Origin of the sequence: Janthinobacterium sp. CG3 (genome assembly GCF_000344615.1) — a bacterium.
Lineage (GTDB): Bacteria > Pseudomonadota > Gammaproteobacteria > Burkholderiales > Burkholderiaceae_D > Janthinobacterium.
Genome location: NZ_KB467824.1, coordinates 3,317,884 through 3,334,911 on the forward strand (window position 1 = coordinate 3,317,884; position 17,028 = coordinate 3,334,911).

Sequence of the window (17,028 nt, forward strand, 5' to 3'; positions counted from 1 at the left end):
TGCGCCGGCGTTACGCGACGCTTTGCAGCGCGCTTTTGACGTCCGGGTAGCGGAAGGCGAAGCCGCCCGCCAGCAGCCGCGCCGGCGCCACGCGCTGGCCCTCCAGCAGCAAGTCGGCCTGCTCGCCCAGCGCCAGGCGCATCGGCCAGCCCGGCGTCGGCAAGCCGCTCGGACGGCCGGCCTGGGCCGCGGCGATTTGGCTGAAGCGCGCCTGCGTCAAGCTTTCCGGCGCGGTGAAGTTGTAGGCGCCGCCGGCGTCGTCCAGGCGCATCAAATGGGCGACGCCGCGCACCACGTCGTCGACGTGTATCCACGACAGCCACTGGCGTCCGCCGCCCAGCGGACCGCCCAGCCCCAGCTTGATCGGCAGCATCATCAAGGGTAGCGAACCTTGCAGGCCGAACACCAGGCCCAGGCGCATGCAGGCGACGCGCACGCCGTGCGCCGTGGCCGTCTGCGCCGCCGCCTCCCATTCGCTGCACAGCTGCGACATGAAGACCGCCTGCGGCCCGCTCGCTTCCGTCAGCACGCTGTCGTCGCCCCGGGCCTGGGCGCCGTAGTAGCCGATGGCCGAGGCCGACACCAGCAGGCGCGGCTTGTGCTCGGCCCGGGCGATCCACGCCACCAGCGCCAGCGTCAGGCCGCTGCGGCTGCGCCGCAGCAGGGCCTGGCGCGCCGCCGTCCAGCGCCGGCCGAGGACGGGCGCGCCGGCCAGGTTGACGATGACGTCGATGCGCTCGCGCGCCGGCAACTGCGCCATGCTGTCGACGCAGCGCACGCGGCCGTCGAACAGCCAGGCCGCCTGCTTGACCCGGCGCGTCAGCACCGTCACCTGGTGGCCGTCGGCCAGCAGCGCCGCCACCAGCTTCTGGCCGATGAAACCGGTGGCGCCGGTCACCAGCACGCGCTGTTCGGCGTCGTTGAAGCGCACCGGCTCGGGCGCGCCGGCCAGCCCGGCGCGCCCGAGCCGGTGCGCGGCCAAGCCGTCGCGCACGCCGGAGGCGGCGACGCCGACGCCGCACAGCGCCAGGAACACGCTGAGCGCGCCGAACGGCTGCCACACCAGCGCCGTCGGCTCGGCCAGCCATGGCGGCGTGTTCAGCACCAGCAGCGTGATGAAGGCGCCGCCGTTGATCGCCAGCACGGTGTGGGTGACGCGCTCGGTGGCCGGCAGCAGGCGGGTGCGGTCCTCGACGACGAAGTCCCACAGCGTCAGCAGGATTTCGACGACGAAGATGGCCAGCAGCGCCAGCGCCCACGCGCCGTGCCAGGACCAGGCCGACAGGCCGATGAACATCACGCTGTAGATCAGCGCGCGCACCGAGTGGATCGCCAGTTCCAGCCGGGCGCTGGCGCGCTGCGGCAGCGCCTCGGTCAACTCGTGGTGGTAGAGCGTGTCGAAGGCGCCCAGGCAGCCTTGCGCGGCCATCAGTTGCAATGCGAGTAAATGGGTGTTCATGCGGCGTCCTGTTCATGTTGTGCGTCCGGCATTTCGCGGAACACCCCGACCTGGGTGAAGGTGCGGCCGAACAGGCAATGTTCGATGTCGATGCGGATGTTGAACTGCTGCGGGTTGTCGTTGCAGTGGCGCAGGAAGGTGGTGCCCGGCGTCAGGATCGCCGGCAGCGGCATGCGCCAGCCGAGGATGTCCCAAAAATAGCCGTCGCTGGTGAAGTGCAAATTGCCGTCGCGCACAGCCAGCAACAGCTTCATGCCCAGCCCCATGCCGACGTATTCGAGCACCTCGCCCTTTTCGCTTTCGCGCATGTACGAGGTGAAGCGGATCGCCTTGCGCCGGGTCAGGCGGTAGATGCGCTGCTTGAAGATGAAGGCGCAGCCGGGCTTGGAATACACCTGGATATCGACCGGGAAATGGGCGTCGTCGTAGGGGATCAGCGCGCCCTGGATCAGCGGCATGCTGAGGTAGCCGAGCAGCTTGGCGATGCGCGAGGAGCGCAGCTCGCTGAGCTCGCCGCGGTAGTACAGCGGCAGGCCCGGCGCCGGATTCTTGCCGAAACGGCGCTGGATGTCGGGGTGCAGCTTGCCCCATTCGGCGCCGAGGATGCGCTTGAACAGTTCGCCCTCGGACGGCCCGGCCGTGCGCGGCGCGGCGGCGCCGCTCACGCTGCCACCCGGCGGCGGTCGTGCAGCAGCAGCCAGAGCAGCGGCGGCAGCATCGTCACGACGATGAAGCAATCGAGCCAGACGTGGGGCCAGCAGTCGGCCCGCAGCGAGATGGCCATGTCTTGCGGCGCCCAGACGACGATGCCGGCGATCAGCGCGCCCCAGGCGACGGCGCTGCGCTCGCGGTCGCCGATCCAGGTCAGCGCGCCCATCCAGATCGCCACCGACTGCATGGTCGCGCCGAACAGGGTTATCCACCACAGTTGCTGGGCGCGCGCGGCGGCCGGCGCGGCGCGGCCCCAGAACGCCGCTTCGATGCCGCCGTGGTAGCCGTCGAGCAGCGCCAGGCCGGCGATCCACGGCAGCGCCACGGCCACCAGCAGGTGGGCGGCGGCGCTGGCGTAGGTCCAGCGCACGGCCCAAAGACGTATCGTATGCGCGCTCATGGGCGGCCTTGGATGAAAGGGTTGGGCGCGCCGGCTACCGGGGCGGCGCTCATGCTAGCGCGTCCTTGTCGTCGGGGCTGAGGAAGCGCGCCATCTTGCCGCCCATCTTCAGGAAGCGCAGCATGGTCGCCGGCGGCAGATTTTTGTAGTCGTTGTAGGTGCTGCCGAGCATTTCCATGAAGGCCAGCACCTCGCCCATGCGTTCCAGCGTGGCCGGCGCCAGCGCGGCGTCGCGCTCGCCGTCGATGGCGCATTCGCGCAGCACCGTCAGGGTCGGGTCGATTTCGCGCCGCTTGCGCTCCTCCAGGATGACGCGGAAGATTTCCCAGACGTCTTGCAGGGCCACGAAATGGTCGCGCCGGTCGCCCATCACGTGCGACACGCGCACTAAGCCCCAGCTTTGCAACTCCTTCAGGCTGTTGCTGACGTTCGAACGCGCCACCGTCAGCGTGTCGGCGATATCCTCGGCCGTCAGCGGGTCGTTGGCCAGGAACAGCAGCGCGTGGATTTGCGCCACCGTGCGGTTGACGCCCCAGCGGGTACCCATCTCGCCCCAGTGGAGGATGTATTTTTGCGTGGTCGGAGTCAGTTCCATTATTTTCTCTCGTTTCTGTCACCACAGAAATTAGAGTCTTTTATGGAACGCAAGTCAAGCTTTTTTGCCCGTCCGGGGCGGCGCGCCCATCGATTTCAGGAAACTCTGCTGCGCCTGGAGCAGTTGGCGGTAGCCCAGGTTGCGGTAGCGCAGCTGGTGTTGCGGCGCCAGCCGGGCGACGATGGCCGCCAGCGCCGGATAGTGGCGGTGGTTCCAGGTCGGGAACAGGTGGTGCGTCAGGTGCTTGTCGAGGCCGCCCAGGAAGTAGCCCAGCCAGGCCGGCCGCGGCGTCCAGTCGCAGGCGGTGTGGAAGCTGTGCTGGTACCAGGTGTGCGGCATGGCGCCGTCGGCGCCCGGCTGGAAGAACTCGACCTCGGACCAGTGCGTGCCCAGGATCAGGCTGACCAGCACGCAGGAGGCCAGCATCTGGCCGAGCAAATACGCGCCCAGCACCACGCCCCAGCCGATGCCGGCGTGCTGCGCCGCCCACATCGGTAGCACCAGCATCAGCAGCACGTGCGCCAGCTTGCCGGTCAAAAACAGCGGCCAGCCCGGCCCGTTGCCCTGGGCGCCGACCGGGGTGGCGCCGAAGCGGTCGGCCCAGTCCGAGTACCAGTTCAGGTAGGGCAGCGACAGCGCGGCGACCAGCGGCCAGTACAGGTGCTGGTAGCGGTATTGCGGCGACCAGGCCTGGAACGGGGTTTGCCGCAGGAAGGGATTCGGTTCGGTGTCGAGGTCGTAGCCTTCGATGTTGGCGTAGGTGTGGTGGAAATGCACGTGGCGCACGGTCCAGTAGTCGGCGTCGATGCCGACCGGCACCGCCAGCACGCGCCGCACGACGCGGTTCAGGCGGTCCGAGCGGAACAGCGCCAGGTGGGCGGCGTCGTGCAGCATGTTCAACGCCAGCGCCATCGCCGTGCACAGGCAGGCCACCAGCGCCAGCGCGAACGGCAGCGCGGCGTCGGCGCGCAACACCAGCAGATAGCTGGCCAGCAGCGCGCCGGCCAGGCCGGCGCCCTTCAGGTAGACCCAGCCGTCGGCGTAGCGGTGGCCGCCGTCGGTGCGCAGGTAGGCCTCGGCCTCGGCCTGCAACGCGCGCCGGAAGGCGCAGTCGCGCGCCGGCTTGAAGCGCAGCGGCGGCAGCGGCCGGGGCGCGCCCGGCCCCTTCGTTGGCGCGCTCACGCCGGCACTCCGCCGCGCCCGGACAGCAGGCGCCGGCCGGTGTCGAGCCCGTGCGCCAGCAGCAGCGCCAGCCAGCACAGGCCCCACGGCTCGCGCACGCCGTAGCCGCCGATGAAGGTCAGCGGCAGCGCCAGCGCAATGGCGGCCCAGCCCAGCGCGCCCCAGCGGCGGCCGTCGGACAGGCCGCCGAGGGCGATGCTGCCGGCGAAGATCAGCGCGAACAGCAGCAGCTGGCGCGCGGCCGGATAGCGGCCCTCGTTGTCGACGTAGTAGATGACCAGCGCGAACAGGATGACGCCGCCGATGCCGATGAACAGCTCCGGCACGGCGAAGCCCGGGCTGGCGCCGTCGCGCCGGTCGGGAAAGCGCCGCCGCACCCAGCCGAACAGCGCGCCGTTGCTGGCCCACAGCGGATTGTCGGTGGCCACCATGCCGGGCACGCCGTATTGCATCGGCACGCCGTCCAGCTCCGGCTGGTAGGTGCCGAACAGCTTGTCCCAGACGAGCAGGGTGCCGCCGAAATTCTTGTTCAGGTAGCGCGGGTCGATGCCGTGGTGCACCCGGTGGTTCGACGGCGTCACCAGGAAGCGGTCGAGGATGCCGGATTTGTTGACCAGGCCGTTGTGGTTGTATAGCTGCACCGAGTAGTGGAACGAGGACACCAGCAGGAAGATTTCAAGCGGCACGCCGAGCACCGCCAGCACCGCCACGAACAGCAGCGAGGTCAGCGACGAGTACCAGGAATTGCGCACGCCCAGCGACAGGTTGAAGTGCTCGCCCTGGTGGTGCACCACGTGCACGGCCCAGAAAATCGGCAGCTTGTGGTGCAGCCGGTGCATCCAGTAAAAGCAGAAGTCCCAGCCGACGAAGGCGAACGCCCACTGCGCCGCCGGCGGCCAGCGGTCGACGATGTGCAGGTTGGCGTGCGCCAGCAGAAGGGCGAAGGCGCCCAGTTCGACGCCGCGCAGCACCCACATCAGGATGTGGCCGGAGTTGAGGTTGAAGATCACCTCGCGCCAGGGAATCGCTTGGCGGCGGGCGAAGCGCAGCACCAGCAGTTCGGCCAGCACGAAGGCGAGCATGGCGACAAAGGACAGGGCAAACATGTTCACGGCGGGGTCTCCCGGTTAAAAAGTGGCGCGGGCGCGGGCGCGCGCAGCTTGAGCAGCGCGCCGCACAACAGGCCGGCCAGCACGCCGGCGCCGAGGTCGATGCTGAGGTGGCGCCGCAGTTGGATGATGGAATAGCAGATGGCCAGGCCGAGCAGCAGCGCCAGCGCGGCGCGCAGCGGCCGGCCCGGCTCGCACAGCGCCCACACGCACAGCACCGTCAGCGCGCCGTGCAGCGACGGCAGGCAGTTGCTGCTGGAGTCGGACGCCAGCAGCAGTTGCAGCAGTTGCGCGTCGGCGCCGCCGGCCGCCAGCGGCGGGTAGTTCAGCGTGGTCGGGAACAGCAGGAAGACCACGCCGCTGAGCGCCGCGCACAGCGGCATGGCGCGGCTGAGCCAGCGCACGCGCCGCGGCGCGACGCTGGCGTAGGTGTAGGGGATCAGGATGAAGAACGACAGGTACAACCAGATGCCGGCCGGGTTGTACGGTATCAGGCGGTCCAGCGCCAATTCCGGCAGCACGGTGGCGGGGCGGCCCAGGAAGCCGGTCGAAAAATACACCAGGCCGACGCCGCCCCAGCCCAGCAGCAGGTGCCGCAGGCGCGACCACGGCGTCATCGCCGCCGTGTTTATTCTGTGGTGGGCGTCGATTCCGCCGCTGGTATCCATGGTGCTCGCTGTGTTCATGTGTCGGCCAGGCGCGCGATGCGGCGCCGTTTGCGGGTCGGGTCGAAGGCCGGCAGCTGCGTGCTGAGGCGCCATTCCAGCCGCGTGTCGTCGACGCCCAGGCCGCGCAGCAAGCACGCCAGGCGCAGGCGCACCTGCTCCAGCCCGGCCGCGTCCAGTTCGGCGTGCAGCGTCAGCGTGGCGACGCCGCTTTGCACCAGCCGGTAGTCGGCCTGGCGCGGCAGCGACTGCGCCAGCATGCGCGAGAGCGCGTCGGCGAACACCGCGACGCCGCCGCCGGCGCGGTCCGGCAGCGTCAGCATGTCGTCGCAGCGCCCTTCGATGGCGTCGATGGCGCGCGTGACGCGCCCGCACGGACACGGCGCGGCGCTGGCCAGCAGCACGTCGTCGAGCCGGTAGCGCACGATCGGCTGGGTCAGGCGGCTGAAATCGGTAATCACCGGCACGAAGCGGCGCCGCCCGCCGTCCAGCCACTGCGCTTCGACGTGGACGTACTCCTCGTTCAGGTGCAGCCGGCCGAGCGCGCAGGTGCTGGCCAGGAAACCCTCGGTGGCCTGGTAGATTTCGTGCACCGCGCCGAAGGCTTGTTCGATCAGCGCGCGGTCCTGCGCTTCCAGCACCTCGGCCACCGAGATCACGCGCTTCGGCGCCGCCGCCAGCGCCAGGCGCCCCTCCAGCAGCGCCAGCGCGAGTTGCCGCAGCACCTGCGCCGGCGCCACGACCACCGTCGGCCGGTAGGCCGCCAAGTCGGCGCACAGCCGCTCGAACGGCTGCAACAGGTCGAAGAAGGTGAACGTCAGCCAGGGGCTGCGCACCGCCGTGTACAGGTTGCTGTTGGCGCGCAGGAACAGCGCGACGCGCTCGCCGGCCAGCAGGCCGTCGGGCAGCGCCTTGGCCAGCATCACGCCGGCCCACTGCGCCTGCTCGCGGGCGCTGACGGCGAACACCCCGCGCTGCGCCGAGGTGCCCGACGACAGGCCGACCGTGACGGCGCCGATGGCCGGGCTGAAGTCGCGGCTGCGCTCGGCGTCCAGCGCCGTGCGCATAACCTCGTCGAGGGTCAGCCCGGCGCTGTTCATGCGCCCGAAGTTGGCCATCATCAGGGCCTTGTCCATGCCCGGCCACTGCGCCAGCGGCACGCCGGCGAACGGCGCGAAGTACGGGCTGGCGGCGCACAGGCGCGCCGTGAAGGCGGCCAGGGCGCCGCTTTGGTAGGCTTCCAGCGCGGCGCGGTCGGCGAAGCGCAGGCGGCGCGTGCGCCAGTACGCCATCAGCAGCCAGTACAGGCGCTTCATGGCGCCGCCAACGGCACGGTGTCGGCCGCGCCCTCGTGGGTCAGGCGGATTTGCGCCTGGCCGCCCAGGTGCAGCGCGTGCAGCTTGCGCAGCGTCTCGTAGTAGCTGGCGCGCCGGTGCTGGATGACGAAGGACAGTTCGGACGGGCCGCGCAGTTCCTGGTAGCTTTGCGCCTGCCAGGCCGCGTCCGAGGCCAGCAGGGTCCAGCCCCGCTCGCCGCGCACGAAGGCGCCGATGTGGCCGCGGGCGTGGCCCGGCAGGTCGACGACGAAGATTTCGCCGCAGCCGCTGACGTCGCGCCCGGCCGTGAACGGCTGCAGTTGCGCCGGCAGCGCGGTCGCCGGGCAGCTTTCGACGAATGCCATGCGCGCCTCGACGTCGGGCGGCAGCAGTTGCGGCACGAAGGCCTGGCGCAGCGCCGCCACGCCGGACAGGCGGCGCACCGCGTCCCAGCCCGGCTGCGAGCACATCAGGCGCGCCCGCGGGAAGTCGCGCATGCCGGCGATGTGGTCGGCGTGGAAGTGCGACAGCAGCAGCGTGTGGATGTCGTCCGGGTCGACGCCGTAGTCCTTGAGCTGGCCGCGCAGCGATTCGCGCGGCTCGAACGACACCGGGGTGACCCAGGCGTAGAGCCGGTTGAGGCCGCCGGCGGTGGCCTGGCGGAAGTGGTCGGCGTAGCCGGTGTCCCACAGGTACAGGCCGTTGCGGGTGTCGATCAGGTAGGCGCGCGACGGAAAGCACAGGCTGTGCAGGCCGCTGCCCTTGAGCGCCATGCAGGACGGGTGGGTGCAGTGGCCGACCCGGAAGGCGGTGATCTTAGCCATGTTGGCGCATCCATGCGGCGGTGCGGGCGATGCCCTCGGCCAGGCTGACGGCCGGGAGGTAGCCCAGTACTTCGCGTGCGTGCATATTATCCAGTGTCATGTTGTAGCTGATCGCGCCCAGGCTGTACGGCGTCAGCGCCGGTTCCTTGCCGCTGAAGCGCGCCGCCACCTGCAGCGCGCGGGCGACGCCGGCCAGCAGCGGATACGGCAGCGCGACGATGCGCAGCGGCCGCCCCAGCGCGTCGACGAACAGGCGTTGCAGCACGTCGCGCAGCGTGACCGGCTCGTGGTTGGTGATGTTGAAGGCGCTGCCCGAGGCCAGCGCGGCGTGGCTGGTGGCCAGCCACATCGCCTCGACGACGTTGTCGACGTAGGTGACGTCGAGCGTCACGGCGCCGCCGCGCGGCAGCGCCAGGCGGCCGGCGCCGCGGCGCAGCAGCCGGTCCAGGCGCGGGATCAGCACCTGGTCGTGCGGCCCGAAGATGGCGCGCGGGCGCAGGATCACGCAGCGCATCGCCGGGAAGCGCGCCACCGCCGCCTGCACCAGCGCCTCGGCCGCCGCCTTGGTGCGGGCGTAGTCGTTGACGTAGCGCGCCGGCCGGAAGCTTTCCGGCACGTCGGCGCGGTCGCGGTAGTCGAAGTAGATCGCCGGGGTGGAAATGTGCACGAAATGCCGCGCGCCGCCCTGCCCGGCCGCCGCCAGCAAGGCGCGGGTGGCGTCGACGTTGGCGGCGACGAAGTCGGCCGCCGGCCCCCACGGCGAGGACAGCGCGGCGCAGTGCCAGACCGCGTCGACCCCGGCCAGCAGTTCGGCCAGTTGCGCCGGCGTCGCCAGCGCCAGGTCGAGCGCGACGAATTGCGCGCCCTGCCGCGCCAGTTCGCGCCCGACGCCGGCGTTGCGCCCGCTGGCGCGCACGGCGACGCCGCGCGCCAGCAGCAGGCGCACGGCGTTGCGGCCCAGGCCGCCGGTGGCGCCGGTGACCAGGATGCGCGGCGGCGGCGCGGCGGCGTTGGCGGCGCTCATAGGTCGAGTATCAAGCCGCCCAGCGTCAAGCCGGCGGCGGTGCCCATCATCAGCACCCGGCTGCCCGGCTTGGCGCGCCCGCTCATCACCGCCTCGTGCAGCGCGGTGGGGATCGAGGCGGCGACCTGGTTGCCGTGGGTGGCGAAAATGTCGACGATCTTCGCCGCCGGCACGCCGAGGCGTTTCGACGCGTGCGCCAGGCCGAGCGCGCTGGCCTGGTGCGGCACCACCACGTCGATCGCCTCCAGCCCGGCGCCGGAGTCGTCGAGCAGGGCGTCGAGGAAGGGCGGCATCACCTTCAGGGCCAGCTTGAAGACGCCCTTGCCGTCCATGCGGAACAGGTAGTCGGCCGGGACCGCGCCGGCGCGCGGGTTGCGCCCGGTGCCGCCGGCGCGGATTTCGCAAAAGTGGCGGCCCTCGGGGAAGGTCGCCAGCTTGAACGCGGCAATGCCCTGGCCGGCGTCGCCGCGCTCGACGATGACGGCGGCGGCGCCGTCGCCGAAGATCAGCGACGCTTCCGGCTCGTCCCAGTCGAGCCCGCGCGAGGCCAGGTCGGCGGCGACGATGGCGATGCGTCGCAAGCCGCCGCCGGCCAGCAGGCCGGCGGCCACGCGCAGCGCCGCCACGAAGCTCAGGCAACTGGCGTTGACGTCGAAGGCCGGCGTGCCCGGCGCCAGGCCGGCGCGCTCGGCGATGAAGCAGGCGGTGTTCGGCAAGGCTTGCTGGGCCACGCCGCAGGCGCCGATCAGCAGGTCGATCGTGCCCGGTTCGAGGGCGGCGTTGCGCAGCGCGTCGCGCAGGGCGGCGGCGCCGAGCTGGCTTTGCGATTCGTCGGGCGCGGCGAAATAGCGCGACTGCACGCCGCTTTTGCCGAAGGTGTAGCCGGCCGGCCGGCCCAGGCGCTGGTCGAGGCTGGCCGACGTTACCAGTTGCGACGGCAGCGCCTTGCCGACCGCGAGCAGGCGCAGCGGCATCAACGCGGCGCTCATACCGGCGCCGCCGCCGCGCGGCTGCCCGGAGGTGTATTGTTATTCATCTTTATGTCTTTCTTGATAGGGCCGCGGCCTGCCGGGGCCGACGCTCGCCGCGCCGCGGAAGTTCCGCCGGGGCCGGGACCGGCGGCGCCGCCGCACTGGTCCAGTGTCGCACTACATTTGGCAGATCGACAGGAACGCTCGCGTCTGTGTGATTCGTAGCGCCATGCGTGTGGCGCGGCGCCAGAATCTGATACTTCGAACAATAACATGCTTTTTAACAATACCCTTGTTCGCTAGCCAACTCGTCGTGCAGGTAGGGCGGCGGCGGCGCGCCGCAATGCATCGGCGCGCGGCCCAGCGGGCCGTATTCGCGCACGTAGGAGCTCAGCTTGAGGATGCGGAGCAGGCGCGGGATGCGCACGTCGATCAGCACGTGGGCGCCGGGGAACACCAGGCCGATGTAGGTCGGCACGATGGCCAGCGGGTCGATCACGCCGCATGATGGCGTCCGCGCTACAGCAATCGTTTGTCCTGCAGGCCGGCGTTGCGCAGCTCGCGCTCGTCGTTGACCAGCTCGAAGGCGCGCGCCTCGGCGAAGCCGAGCCGCTGCAGCACCGTCACCGACAGTTGCAGGCCCGACTCGAGCGCCTCCGGCACCACCAGCGTGGCGCCGGCGTGCATCAGCGCGGCCGCGTGCTTGTCGTCGCGGGCGCGGGCGTACACCGGCAGTTGCGGGAACTCGCGGCGGATCGACTTGACCGCGTGCAGCACCGACGCCGGATGGTCCATCGTCAGCACCACCGCCGCCGCCTTGCCGGCGTGGACCTTGTGCAGCAGCTCGGCGCGCGAGGCGTCGCCGAAGTAGACCGGAAAGCCCTGCGGGTGCAGGCGCGTGACCAGGCGCGCGTCGTTCTCCACGGCGACGTAGGGCACGCCCTGCTCTTGCAGGATCTTGGCGACCATCTGGCCGATGCGGCCGAAGCCGGCGATGACGACGCGGCTGTCGGCCGGCGGCGCCGCGCCGTCGTCGAGGTCGGCCACCTGCTCGCTGTGGCGGCGCTGCCACCAGTCGCCGAAGGCGACGCCGGCCTTGGCCAGCGCCGGCGTGGCGAACAGGCTCAGGCCCACCACCAGCATGACGAACTGCGCCACCGGCGCGGCGATCAGCTTGGTGCTGAGCGCGTAGCCGACGACGATGAAGGCGAACTCGCCGCCCTGCCCCAGCAGCACGCCGGACTCGAGCGCGCGACCCCAGGGGAAGCCGCCGACGCGGAAGATCACGCCGACCACCGCCGTCTTGACGGCGAACAGGCCGAGCACCGCCAGCGGGATCAGCAGCGGCTGGCGGGCGATTTCGCGCACGTCGATCTGCATGCCGACCGACATGAAAAACACGCCCATCAGCAGGCCCTTGAACGGTTCGATGGTGACCTCGACCTCGTGGCGGAACTCGGTTTCGGCCAGCAGCAGCCCGGCCAGCAGCGCGCCCAGCGCCATCGACAGGCCGGCCGCGGCGGTCAGGGCGGCGATGCCCAAGGTGCTCAGCAAGGTGAGCGCCATGAACACGTCGGGCTGGTGCCGTTTGACGAAGAACTGGAACAGCGGCCGGATCACGCGCCGCCCCAGCAGGTAGATCAGGACGATGGCGGCGGCCGATTTGGCCATCGTGAAGCCGAGCAGGTAGAACAGGTTGTCGCTGTCGCCGCTGGCCAGCACGCCGATCAGGATGAACAGCGGTACCACGGCCAGGTCTTGCAGCATCAGGATCGAGAAGGTGGCTTGGCCGGCCGGCGTGTGCAGCGCGCGCCGCTCGTTGAGCAGTTGCATCACGACGGCGGTCGACGACAGCGACAGCACGCAGCCGAGCACGATGGCCGCCTCCAGCCGCAGGCCGAACAGGTAGACGGCGCCGCCCAGCAGCGCCGCGCACACGCCGACCTGGGCGACGCCGGCGCCGAAGACCCAGCGCCGCAGCGACCACAGGCGCTCGGTCGACAGTTCCAGGCCGATCATAAACATCAGGAACATCACGCCCAGTTCGGCCAGGCCGGCGACCTGCTCGACGCGCACGAAGGTGAAATGGCTGAGCCAGGGCAGGCTGGACGCCCACAGGCCGACGCCGAAGGGGCCGAACAGCGCGCCGACGGCGAGAAAGCCCAGCACCTGGTTGACGCGCAGGCGCTGCAGCAGCGGAATGAAAATACCGGCCAGCGCCAGGAACAGCAGCGTCTCGCGCAGATAAGGTATTGCGTGTTGCTCTTCCACTCTGGTCCCGTTTGAATGCGCCATGGCGTAGCCGCGATTGTCGCACAGGCAGGTGCGCCGCCACCGCGGGCGGCCGCGCAAAGCCGTGCGCGAGCGGCGCTAGCCGCAAAGGAACACGTGCTCCAGCGTCGGCGCGCGCAGCAGCGCTTTGCCCCAGGCCAGCAACTGTTCGTCGCTGGCCGCCGCCAGCCGCTCGCCCGCGTCTTTCGACAACGCCCCAAAGCGTTCTTCCAGTTGCAGCTTGAGAATGTTCCGAAGGCCTTCCTGGCGTCCCTCGCGCCGGCCGATTTCCTCGCCTTCGCCGCGGAACTTACGTTCAAAATAACTCATGTAAGGCATCGCATTGCTCCTTTCCATCGCAGGGATGTCGGCCCACAATTCATTGTTCAACTCGGCGGGCAACTGCATCATCCAGTCTATGACATTGAGGAAGTCGATGATACGTTGTTTGTCCCAAGTTCGCTGGAATAGCAGCGCAAAAAGACGGCGCTTCGCCGCCGCCCGGCACGCCACGTCGCCCTTGGTTTGGCGCGTCAGCAAGTGCGCCGCCGTCACCAGCGCGAACGGGTTTTCGTCCCGCAGCAATTGTTCGATGTGGCCGGCGTAATCGCTCAGCTTCACCACCGGAAAGCCGAAGCGCATCTCGCAGCCGAACAGGCGATAGCCGAACGTATCCGGCTTCCAGGACGCGCTGCCGTCGGCCAGCAGCGCCAGGCTGGCGACGGGGCGCCGGTAGTGGTCGTAAATGCGATAGTTGCAGACGAACATGCGCTCGGCGAAGCGGCACTCGCGCCTCCCCTGCACTTCCAGATGTACCAGCACCCAGCGCTCGGCGCCGCCGAGCAAGGTAACCTTGGCCAGCTTGTCGGCCACGCGCTTGCCCAGTTCGGCCTCGCGCATCACCTGCGCCAGTTCCTGCTCGAGGAACTCGGGCTCGCGCGACCAGTCAATCTGCGCGTGCGCCTGCGGAAAATAGAAGGCCATGAACGCCGAGAAATAGCGCGTGACGGCGTCCTTCCAGGGCGTATCGTAGTCGTCGCGTGGCGTGGCCATGGCCCAGTGTAGCGAAGCGGCCGCGCGCCGATGCGGTCTGGCGCAAACGCACGCCAGAATCGGCGGTCGGCGCGCGGCCTTACCGCGGCGGCGCCGCGGCCGCCGGCGTCAACAGATCCCGGCGCGGCACCTCCCAGCCCGGCACGCCCGCCCGGCAGTCCGGTCGCCGCCCCACCCCACCTCAGAGCTTCTCGAGCTTGGCCCCGCGCATGCCGACCAGCAGCGCGCGGCCGTCGGGCGCCACGCGGAATTCGCCGTACCTGGCCTTGCTCCAGCGCTCCGCCTCGCCCTCCTTGAAGAACCAGGCGTCGGTGACCAGCACCCAGCTGCCGTTTTTCGGCGTCAGTTGCATCAGGAACTCGCCGGCGGCGAGCGCCTCGACGCCATGTACCCGCTTAATGGCGGCAACGCCGCGCGCGTCGCTGTGCGCCACCACGTACGGGCGCTGCTCGCTCCAGTGCTGCGGTTGCCAGTTCATGCCCTCCGGCAAGGGGAATCTCAGGCTCATGAAGTCGCCCTGCATCAGCGAACGCGGGTCGACCGGCACCAGGTCGACATACACCGGCCGGCCCTGCGCAATCAGCTGCTCTTTTTGCCAGATGGCGCCATTGGCCAGTAGCAGCACAGCCAGCGCGCAGGCGCCGATGGCCAGCCGCGACCGGCGCGCACCGAGGTCCGCCGCCGCGGCGGGCGCCGCGGCGGCGGCGCCGGACGTCGGCGCCAGCCAGACCAGCGCGGCCAGCGCCACGGCGGCGCCCAGCAACAGCAGCGCCTTGGTGGCCAGCGGCAACTCCAACTGATAATAAAAACCGCCAACGACCCAGGCGGCCGCGCACGCGGCGGCGGCGGCGCTCAGCCAGCGTGCGTTGGCCGCGCACAGCGCCAGCGCCAGCCAGAGCGCACCGAGCGCCGGCATCAGCCAGGCCAGCCCGACCAGCACCAGCGCCACGCCGACTAGCCACGGCTGGCGCAGGCCCGGCCAGGCGCGCGCCAGCGTGGCGGCGGCGGCCAGCGCCAGCGCGGCCGAGCCGGCCTGCATCAGCGCGCCGTACCAACCCATGCCGTCGGCGGCGCCCCACAGCACCCTGCCGGCGCCGCCAAAGCTGGCGCCGACCAGGAAGCTCGTGCCGGACCAGTGCGCCAGGCCGGCCAGCGTGGCCAACAACCAACCGGCGCCAACGCACTCCAGCAGCGCGGCGTGGCGCGCGCCGGCGCCGTCGCCGCCGAGGCGCCGCTGCAGGCGCTGCGCGCCGACCCAGCACAGCAGCGCCGCCTGCCACGCCAGCCAGAAGCCGAAGGGGTAGCGCTCCAGCGAAAGGAAGCCGCGACCGAGCACGCAGGCGGCCACCAGCAGCAGGCACGCGGCCGCGCCCAGCAGCACGCGCAGCCAGTCGCGCGGCAACAGCCAGGCCAGCGCGCAGACCAGCACGGCCAGCACGGCGGCGGCCACTTGCTCCGGCAGGTCGCGCCCCAGGCCGAACGCCAGCATGCCCAGGCCCACCAGCAAAGCCGGCAGGGCCAGTTGCTCGGCAAACAGCGTCAGGCCGCTGCTGCGAAACGCCATCGCCGCGGCCACCAGCATCGCCGCGCCCACCAGGTAGGGTCCCGGGCCGCGCATCAGCACCTCGCCCAGCATGATGCCCAGCCCCAGCAACAGCGGCAGCGCGGCCAGCCAGGCGCCCAGCGCCGACATCAGCAACAGCGGCCAGGGCCGGCTGTCGCGCGCTGGCACCACGGCGTCGGCCGGCAGCACGCCCGCCGCCCGCGCCTGTTGGACGATGCGGGCGAGGCGCGCGCCGCTCACGCCGCCTCCCCGGCGCCGGCGTGGCGGCGCGACTGCAGCAGGATGAAACGCACGGTGCCCGCCAGCAGGGCGGCGGCGGCCAGGCCGAGCAGCAGCAGCGAGCCAATCAGGCTGCCGCCGTTGTTGTTGCCTTCAAACAGGGCGTGCGCCATCGCGCCGACCAGCAGCACGTCCAAGCCCAGGCCAAGCGCGCTCAGGGCGAACAGTTCGTGCAGGCGCGGCTGGCACAGCGCGGCCGCGGCCAGCGCCATCAACACCAGCGCCAGCCAGAATTGCGGCGCGATGTCATCGTTGAACAGCGCGCCGAGCGCCGTCAGCGTGACGCTGGCGATGGCCAGCAGCGCGGCCGCGCGCAGCGACCAGATGCCGGCGCCGGTGAGGCGCCGCGCCGGCGCCGCCAACAGCGCCGTCAGCGCCAGCGCAACGCCCCAGCCCAGCGCGTACACCGGCAGGTCGTCGGCTTGCACGCGCCAGCTGTGGCCGGTGTGCGCGTGCACCCACAGCGACACCGCCGTCAGCGCCACCAGCGCCCACGGCGTCCACAGCACGTCGCTGCGCGCGCCCAGGCACAGCGGCAGCGCCAGCACGGCCCACAGCGCGAACAGTTGCCAGGGGTCGGCCCCGGTCTGGTAGGTCTGGCCGAAGTAGGCGAACAGGCCGCCGATGGCCAGCAGCGCCAGCAGGGCCAGCGGCACCCGCGCGGCCGGGCGCCACAGCGCGCCGGCGCACATGGCGGTAAACACGACCTGGATCAGGGCGAAACGGCCGAAGCGGCCGAAGGTTTCCCAGTTGGCGGCGATCCACAGGATCAGCCCCAGTCCGCCCAGCGCGGCGGCCAGCACGGCGACGCCGCGGCGCAGCAGCGGCGCCAGCGCTTCCGGCTCGCGCTCCAGCGCCGCCAGGCGCAGCAGCGCGGCACCGGCGCCGGCGTCGAGTTTGTGGCGGATCATCAGCTCGTACAGGGCAAGGCGCACATCCATGGGACGTTCTCCGTGGCTATCGGGGGATTTCAAGCTCGGGCTGGAGCGGGGGCCAGCGCCAAGGGCTGGGCCGAGTATCGCCGAGGCGCGCCGGCGCCGTCCATGGAAATCTGTCGGGCGCGTGGCCGGGATCAAGGCGGCCCAGCCGGCATGCGCGGCGGCGCCGTCAGCGCCGCACCTCGACGCCGCGCCAGAAGGCGACGTGGCCGGCGATCTCGCTGGCGGCCTCGTACGGCGCCGGGTAGTACCAGGCGGCGTTGTCGTTGAACTTGCCGCCGACCGTCAGGTGGTAATAGTGCGCGGTACCCTTCCACGGACACTCGCTGTGGTGGCTGCTGCGCTGCAGGTACGCCTGGTTGACCGCCGACAGCGGGAAATACACCTTGTTCTCGACGATGCGCACCGCGTCGTCGGCCGCTTCGGCGATGACGGCGCCGTTCCAGATTGCTGTTGGCATGCGCGTTCCCGTGGCAAAGGTTGCAGGGTTGAAACAGCGTGGAAATCCGCTCAGCACTCGACGCGGTTGCGCCCGCCGCGCTGGGCGCGGTACAGCGCGTCGCCGCCGTAGCCCCCGGCGATGTCGTTGACGCGCACGCTCTCGCGCACCCACTCGTCCGGCGCGCGCGCTGGCGCCGCCGTGGGCAGTTCAGTGGCTGTCATGCGC

18 protein-coding genes are annotated in these 17,028 nt (G+C 70.9%); all 18 read right to left on the minus strand.

What is annotated here, in order from left to right; all coding sequences use genetic code 11:
• Positions 1-10: 10 nt before the first annotated feature.
• The 18 genes from JANGC3_RS0114490 to JANGC3_RS32755 all read right to left on the minus strand — a co-directional run bounded on the left by JANGC3_RS0114490 (position 11) and on the right by JANGC3_RS32755 (position 17,024).
• Positions 11-1,459, minus strand: a complete 1,449-nt coding sequence (locus JANGC3_RS0114490) for a TIGR01777 family oxidoreductase (protein WP_026132991.1) — start codon at positions 1,457-1,459, stop codon at positions 11-13.
• Entirely contained in the window at positions 1,456-2,124 is a 669-nt protein-coding gene (locus JANGC3_RS0114495; RefSeq protein ID WP_017877209.1) for a DUF4166 domain-containing protein, read from the minus strand. Before JANGC3_RS0114495 ends, JANGC3_RS0114490 begins: the two co-directional genes overlap by 4 nt.
• The gene (locus JANGC3_RS0114500) at positions 2,121-2,570 is read right to left on the minus strand and encodes a hypothetical protein (protein ID WP_017877210.1); all 450 of its coding nucleotides are present in this window, start codon (positions 2,568-2,570) and stop codon (positions 2,121-2,123) included. The genes JANGC3_RS0114495 and JANGC3_RS0114500 overlap by 4 nt, the downstream gene beginning before the upstream one ends.
• Before the next feature lie 49 nt (positions 2,571-2,619).
• Positions 2,620-3,165 (minus strand): GbsR/MarR family transcriptional regulator, encoded by a 546-nt coding sequence (locus JANGC3_RS0114505; protein WP_017877211.1) that lies wholly within the window; start codon positions 3,163-3,165, stop codon positions 2,620-2,622.
• A gap of 54 nt (positions 3,166-3,219) precedes the next feature.
• Positions 3,220-4,347, minus strand: coding sequence for an acyl-CoA desaturase (locus JANGC3_RS0114510; protein ID WP_017877212.1), 1,128 nt, complete (start codon positions 4,345-4,347; stop codon positions 3,220-3,222).
• A complete protein-coding gene (locus JANGC3_RS0114515; protein ID WP_232429798.1) occupies positions 4,344-5,453 on the minus strand; it encodes a sterol desaturase family protein in 1,110 nt (369 codons plus the stop codon). Before JANGC3_RS0114515 ends, JANGC3_RS0114510 begins: the two co-directional genes overlap by 4 nt.
• A gap of 2 nt (positions 5,454-5,455) precedes the next feature.
• Complete coding sequence (locus tag JANGC3_RS0114520) at positions 5,456-6,142, minus strand: phosphatase PAP2 family protein (protein ID WP_232429708.1); 687 nt, start codon at positions 6,140-6,142, stop codon at positions 5,456-5,458.
• The gene (locus JANGC3_RS0114525) at positions 6,139-7,437 is read right to left on the minus strand and encodes a F390 synthetase-related protein (protein WP_017877215.1); all 1,299 of its coding nucleotides are present in this window, start codon (positions 7,435-7,437) and stop codon (positions 6,139-6,141) included. Before JANGC3_RS0114525 ends, JANGC3_RS0114520 begins: the two co-directional genes overlap by 4 nt.
• Positions 7,434-8,261, minus strand: a complete 828-nt coding sequence (locus JANGC3_RS0114530; protein ID WP_017877216.1) for an MBL fold metallo-hydrolase — start codon at positions 8,259-8,261, stop codon at positions 7,434-7,436. Before JANGC3_RS0114530 ends, JANGC3_RS0114525 begins: the two co-directional genes overlap by 4 nt.
• Positions 8,254-9,285, minus strand: coding sequence for an NAD-dependent epimerase/dehydratase family protein (locus tag JANGC3_RS0114535; RefSeq protein WP_017877217.1), 1,032 nt, complete (start codon positions 9,283-9,285; stop codon positions 8,254-8,256). Before JANGC3_RS0114535 ends, JANGC3_RS0114530 begins: the two co-directional genes overlap by 8 nt.
• A complete protein-coding gene (locus JANGC3_RS0114540; protein WP_017877218.1) occupies positions 9,282-10,274 on the minus strand; it encodes a 3-oxoacyl-ACP synthase in 993 nt (330 codons plus the stop codon). Before JANGC3_RS0114540 ends, JANGC3_RS0114535 begins: the two co-directional genes overlap by 4 nt.
• Positions 10,275-10,536: 262 nt before the next feature.
• Entirely contained in the window at positions 10,537-10,755 is a 219-nt protein-coding gene (locus tag JANGC3_RS0114545) for a hypothetical protein (RefSeq protein WP_026132993.1), read from the minus strand.
• A 20-nt stretch (positions 10,756-10,775) separates the two neighbouring features.
• Positions 10,776-12,527 (minus strand): monovalent cation:proton antiporter-2 (CPA2) family protein, encoded by a 1,752-nt coding sequence (locus tag JANGC3_RS0114550; protein ID WP_017877219.1) that lies wholly within the window; start codon positions 12,525-12,527, stop codon positions 10,776-10,778.
• Positions 12,528-12,626: 99 nt separating this feature from the next.
• Positions 12,627-13,580: a DUF4351 domain-containing protein gene (locus JANGC3_RS0114555; RefSeq protein ID WP_017877220.1), complete on the minus strand. Its 954-nt coding sequence runs from the start codon at positions 13,578-13,580 to the stop codon at positions 12,627-12,629.
• Between the two features lie 181 nt (positions 13,581-13,761).
• Positions 13,762-15,384, minus strand: coding sequence for a GDYXXLXY domain-containing protein (locus JANGC3_RS0114560; protein WP_017877221.1), 1,623 nt, complete (start codon positions 15,382-15,384; stop codon positions 13,762-13,764).
• On the minus strand, positions 15,381-16,364 hold the full coding sequence (locus JANGC3_RS0114565; protein WP_017877222.1) for a DUF2157 domain-containing protein: 984 nt from the start codon (positions 16,362-16,364) through the stop codon (positions 15,381-15,383). The genes JANGC3_RS0114560 and JANGC3_RS0114565 overlap by 4 nt, the downstream gene beginning before the upstream one ends.
• A gap of 166 nt (positions 16,365-16,530) precedes the next feature.
• The gene (locus tag JANGC3_RS0114570; protein WP_017877223.1) at positions 16,531-16,821 is read right to left on the minus strand and encodes a DUF427 domain-containing protein; all 291 of its coding nucleotides are present in this window, start codon (positions 16,819-16,821) and stop codon (positions 16,531-16,533) included.
• A 50-nt stretch (positions 16,822-16,871) separates the two neighbouring features.
• On the minus strand, positions 16,872-17,024 hold the full coding sequence (locus JANGC3_RS32755; protein WP_017877224.1) for a hypothetical protein: 153 nt from the start codon (positions 17,022-17,024) through the stop codon (positions 16,872-16,874).
• Between the last annotated feature and the right edge of the window lie 4 nt (positions 17,025-17,028).

What these genes read in the sequence shown, in the direction of transcription:
- JANGC3_RS0114490 (WP_026132991.1), bottom strand. Translation starts at nt 1,459, where the DNA reads ATGAACACCCATTTACTCGCATTGCAACTGATGGCCGCGCAAGGCTGC.
- JANGC3_RS0114500 (WP_017877210.1), bottom strand. Translation starts at nt 2,570, where the DNA reads ATGAGCGCGCATACGATACGTCTTTGGGCCGTGCGCTGGACCTACGCC.
- JANGC3_RS0114505 (WP_017877211.1), bottom strand. Translation starts at nt 3,165, where the DNA reads ATGGAACTGACTCCGACCACGCAAAAATACATCCTCCACTGGGGCGAG.
- JANGC3_RS0114515 (WP_232429798.1), bottom strand. Translation starts at nt 5,453, where the DNA reads ATGTTTGCCCTGTCCTTTGTCGCCATGCTCGCCTTCGTGCTGGCCGAA.
- JANGC3_RS0114520 (WP_232429708.1), bottom strand. Translation starts at nt 6,142, where the DNA reads ATGAACACAGCGAGCACCATGGATACCAGCGGCGGAATCGACGCCCAC.
- JANGC3_RS0114525 (WP_017877215.1), bottom strand. Translation starts at nt 7,437, where the DNA reads ATGAAGCGCCTGTACTGGCTGCTGATGGCGTACTGGCGCACGCGCCGC.
- JANGC3_RS0114530 (WP_017877216.1), bottom strand. Translation starts at nt 8,261, where the DNA reads ATGGCTAAGATCACCGCCTTCCGGGTCGGCCACTGCACCCACCCGTCC.
- JANGC3_RS0114535 (WP_017877217.1), bottom strand. Translation starts at nt 9,285, where the DNA reads ATGAGCGCCGCCAACGCCGCCGCGCCGCCGCCGCGCATCCTGGTCACC.
- JANGC3_RS0114540 (WP_017877218.1), bottom strand. Translation starts at nt 10,274, where the DNA reads ATGAGCGCCGCGTTGATGCCGCTGCGCCTGCTCGCGGTCGGCAAGGCG.
- JANGC3_RS0114555 (WP_017877220.1), bottom strand. Translation starts at nt 13,580, where the DNA reads ATGGCCACGCCACGCGACGACTACGATACGCCCTGGAAGGACGCCGTC.
- JANGC3_RS0114565 (WP_017877222.1), bottom strand. Translation starts at nt 16,364, where the DNA reads ATGGATGTGCGCCTTGCCCTGTACGAGCTGATGATCCGCCACAAACTC.
- JANGC3_RS0114570 (WP_017877223.1), bottom strand. Translation starts at nt 16,821, where the DNA reads ATGCCAACAGCAATCTGGAACGGCGCCGTCATCGCCGAAGCGGCCGAC.
- JANGC3_RS32755 (WP_017877224.1), bottom strand. Translation starts at nt 17,024, where the DNA reads ATGACAGCCACTGAACTGCCCACGGCGGCGCCAGCGCGCGCGCCGGAC.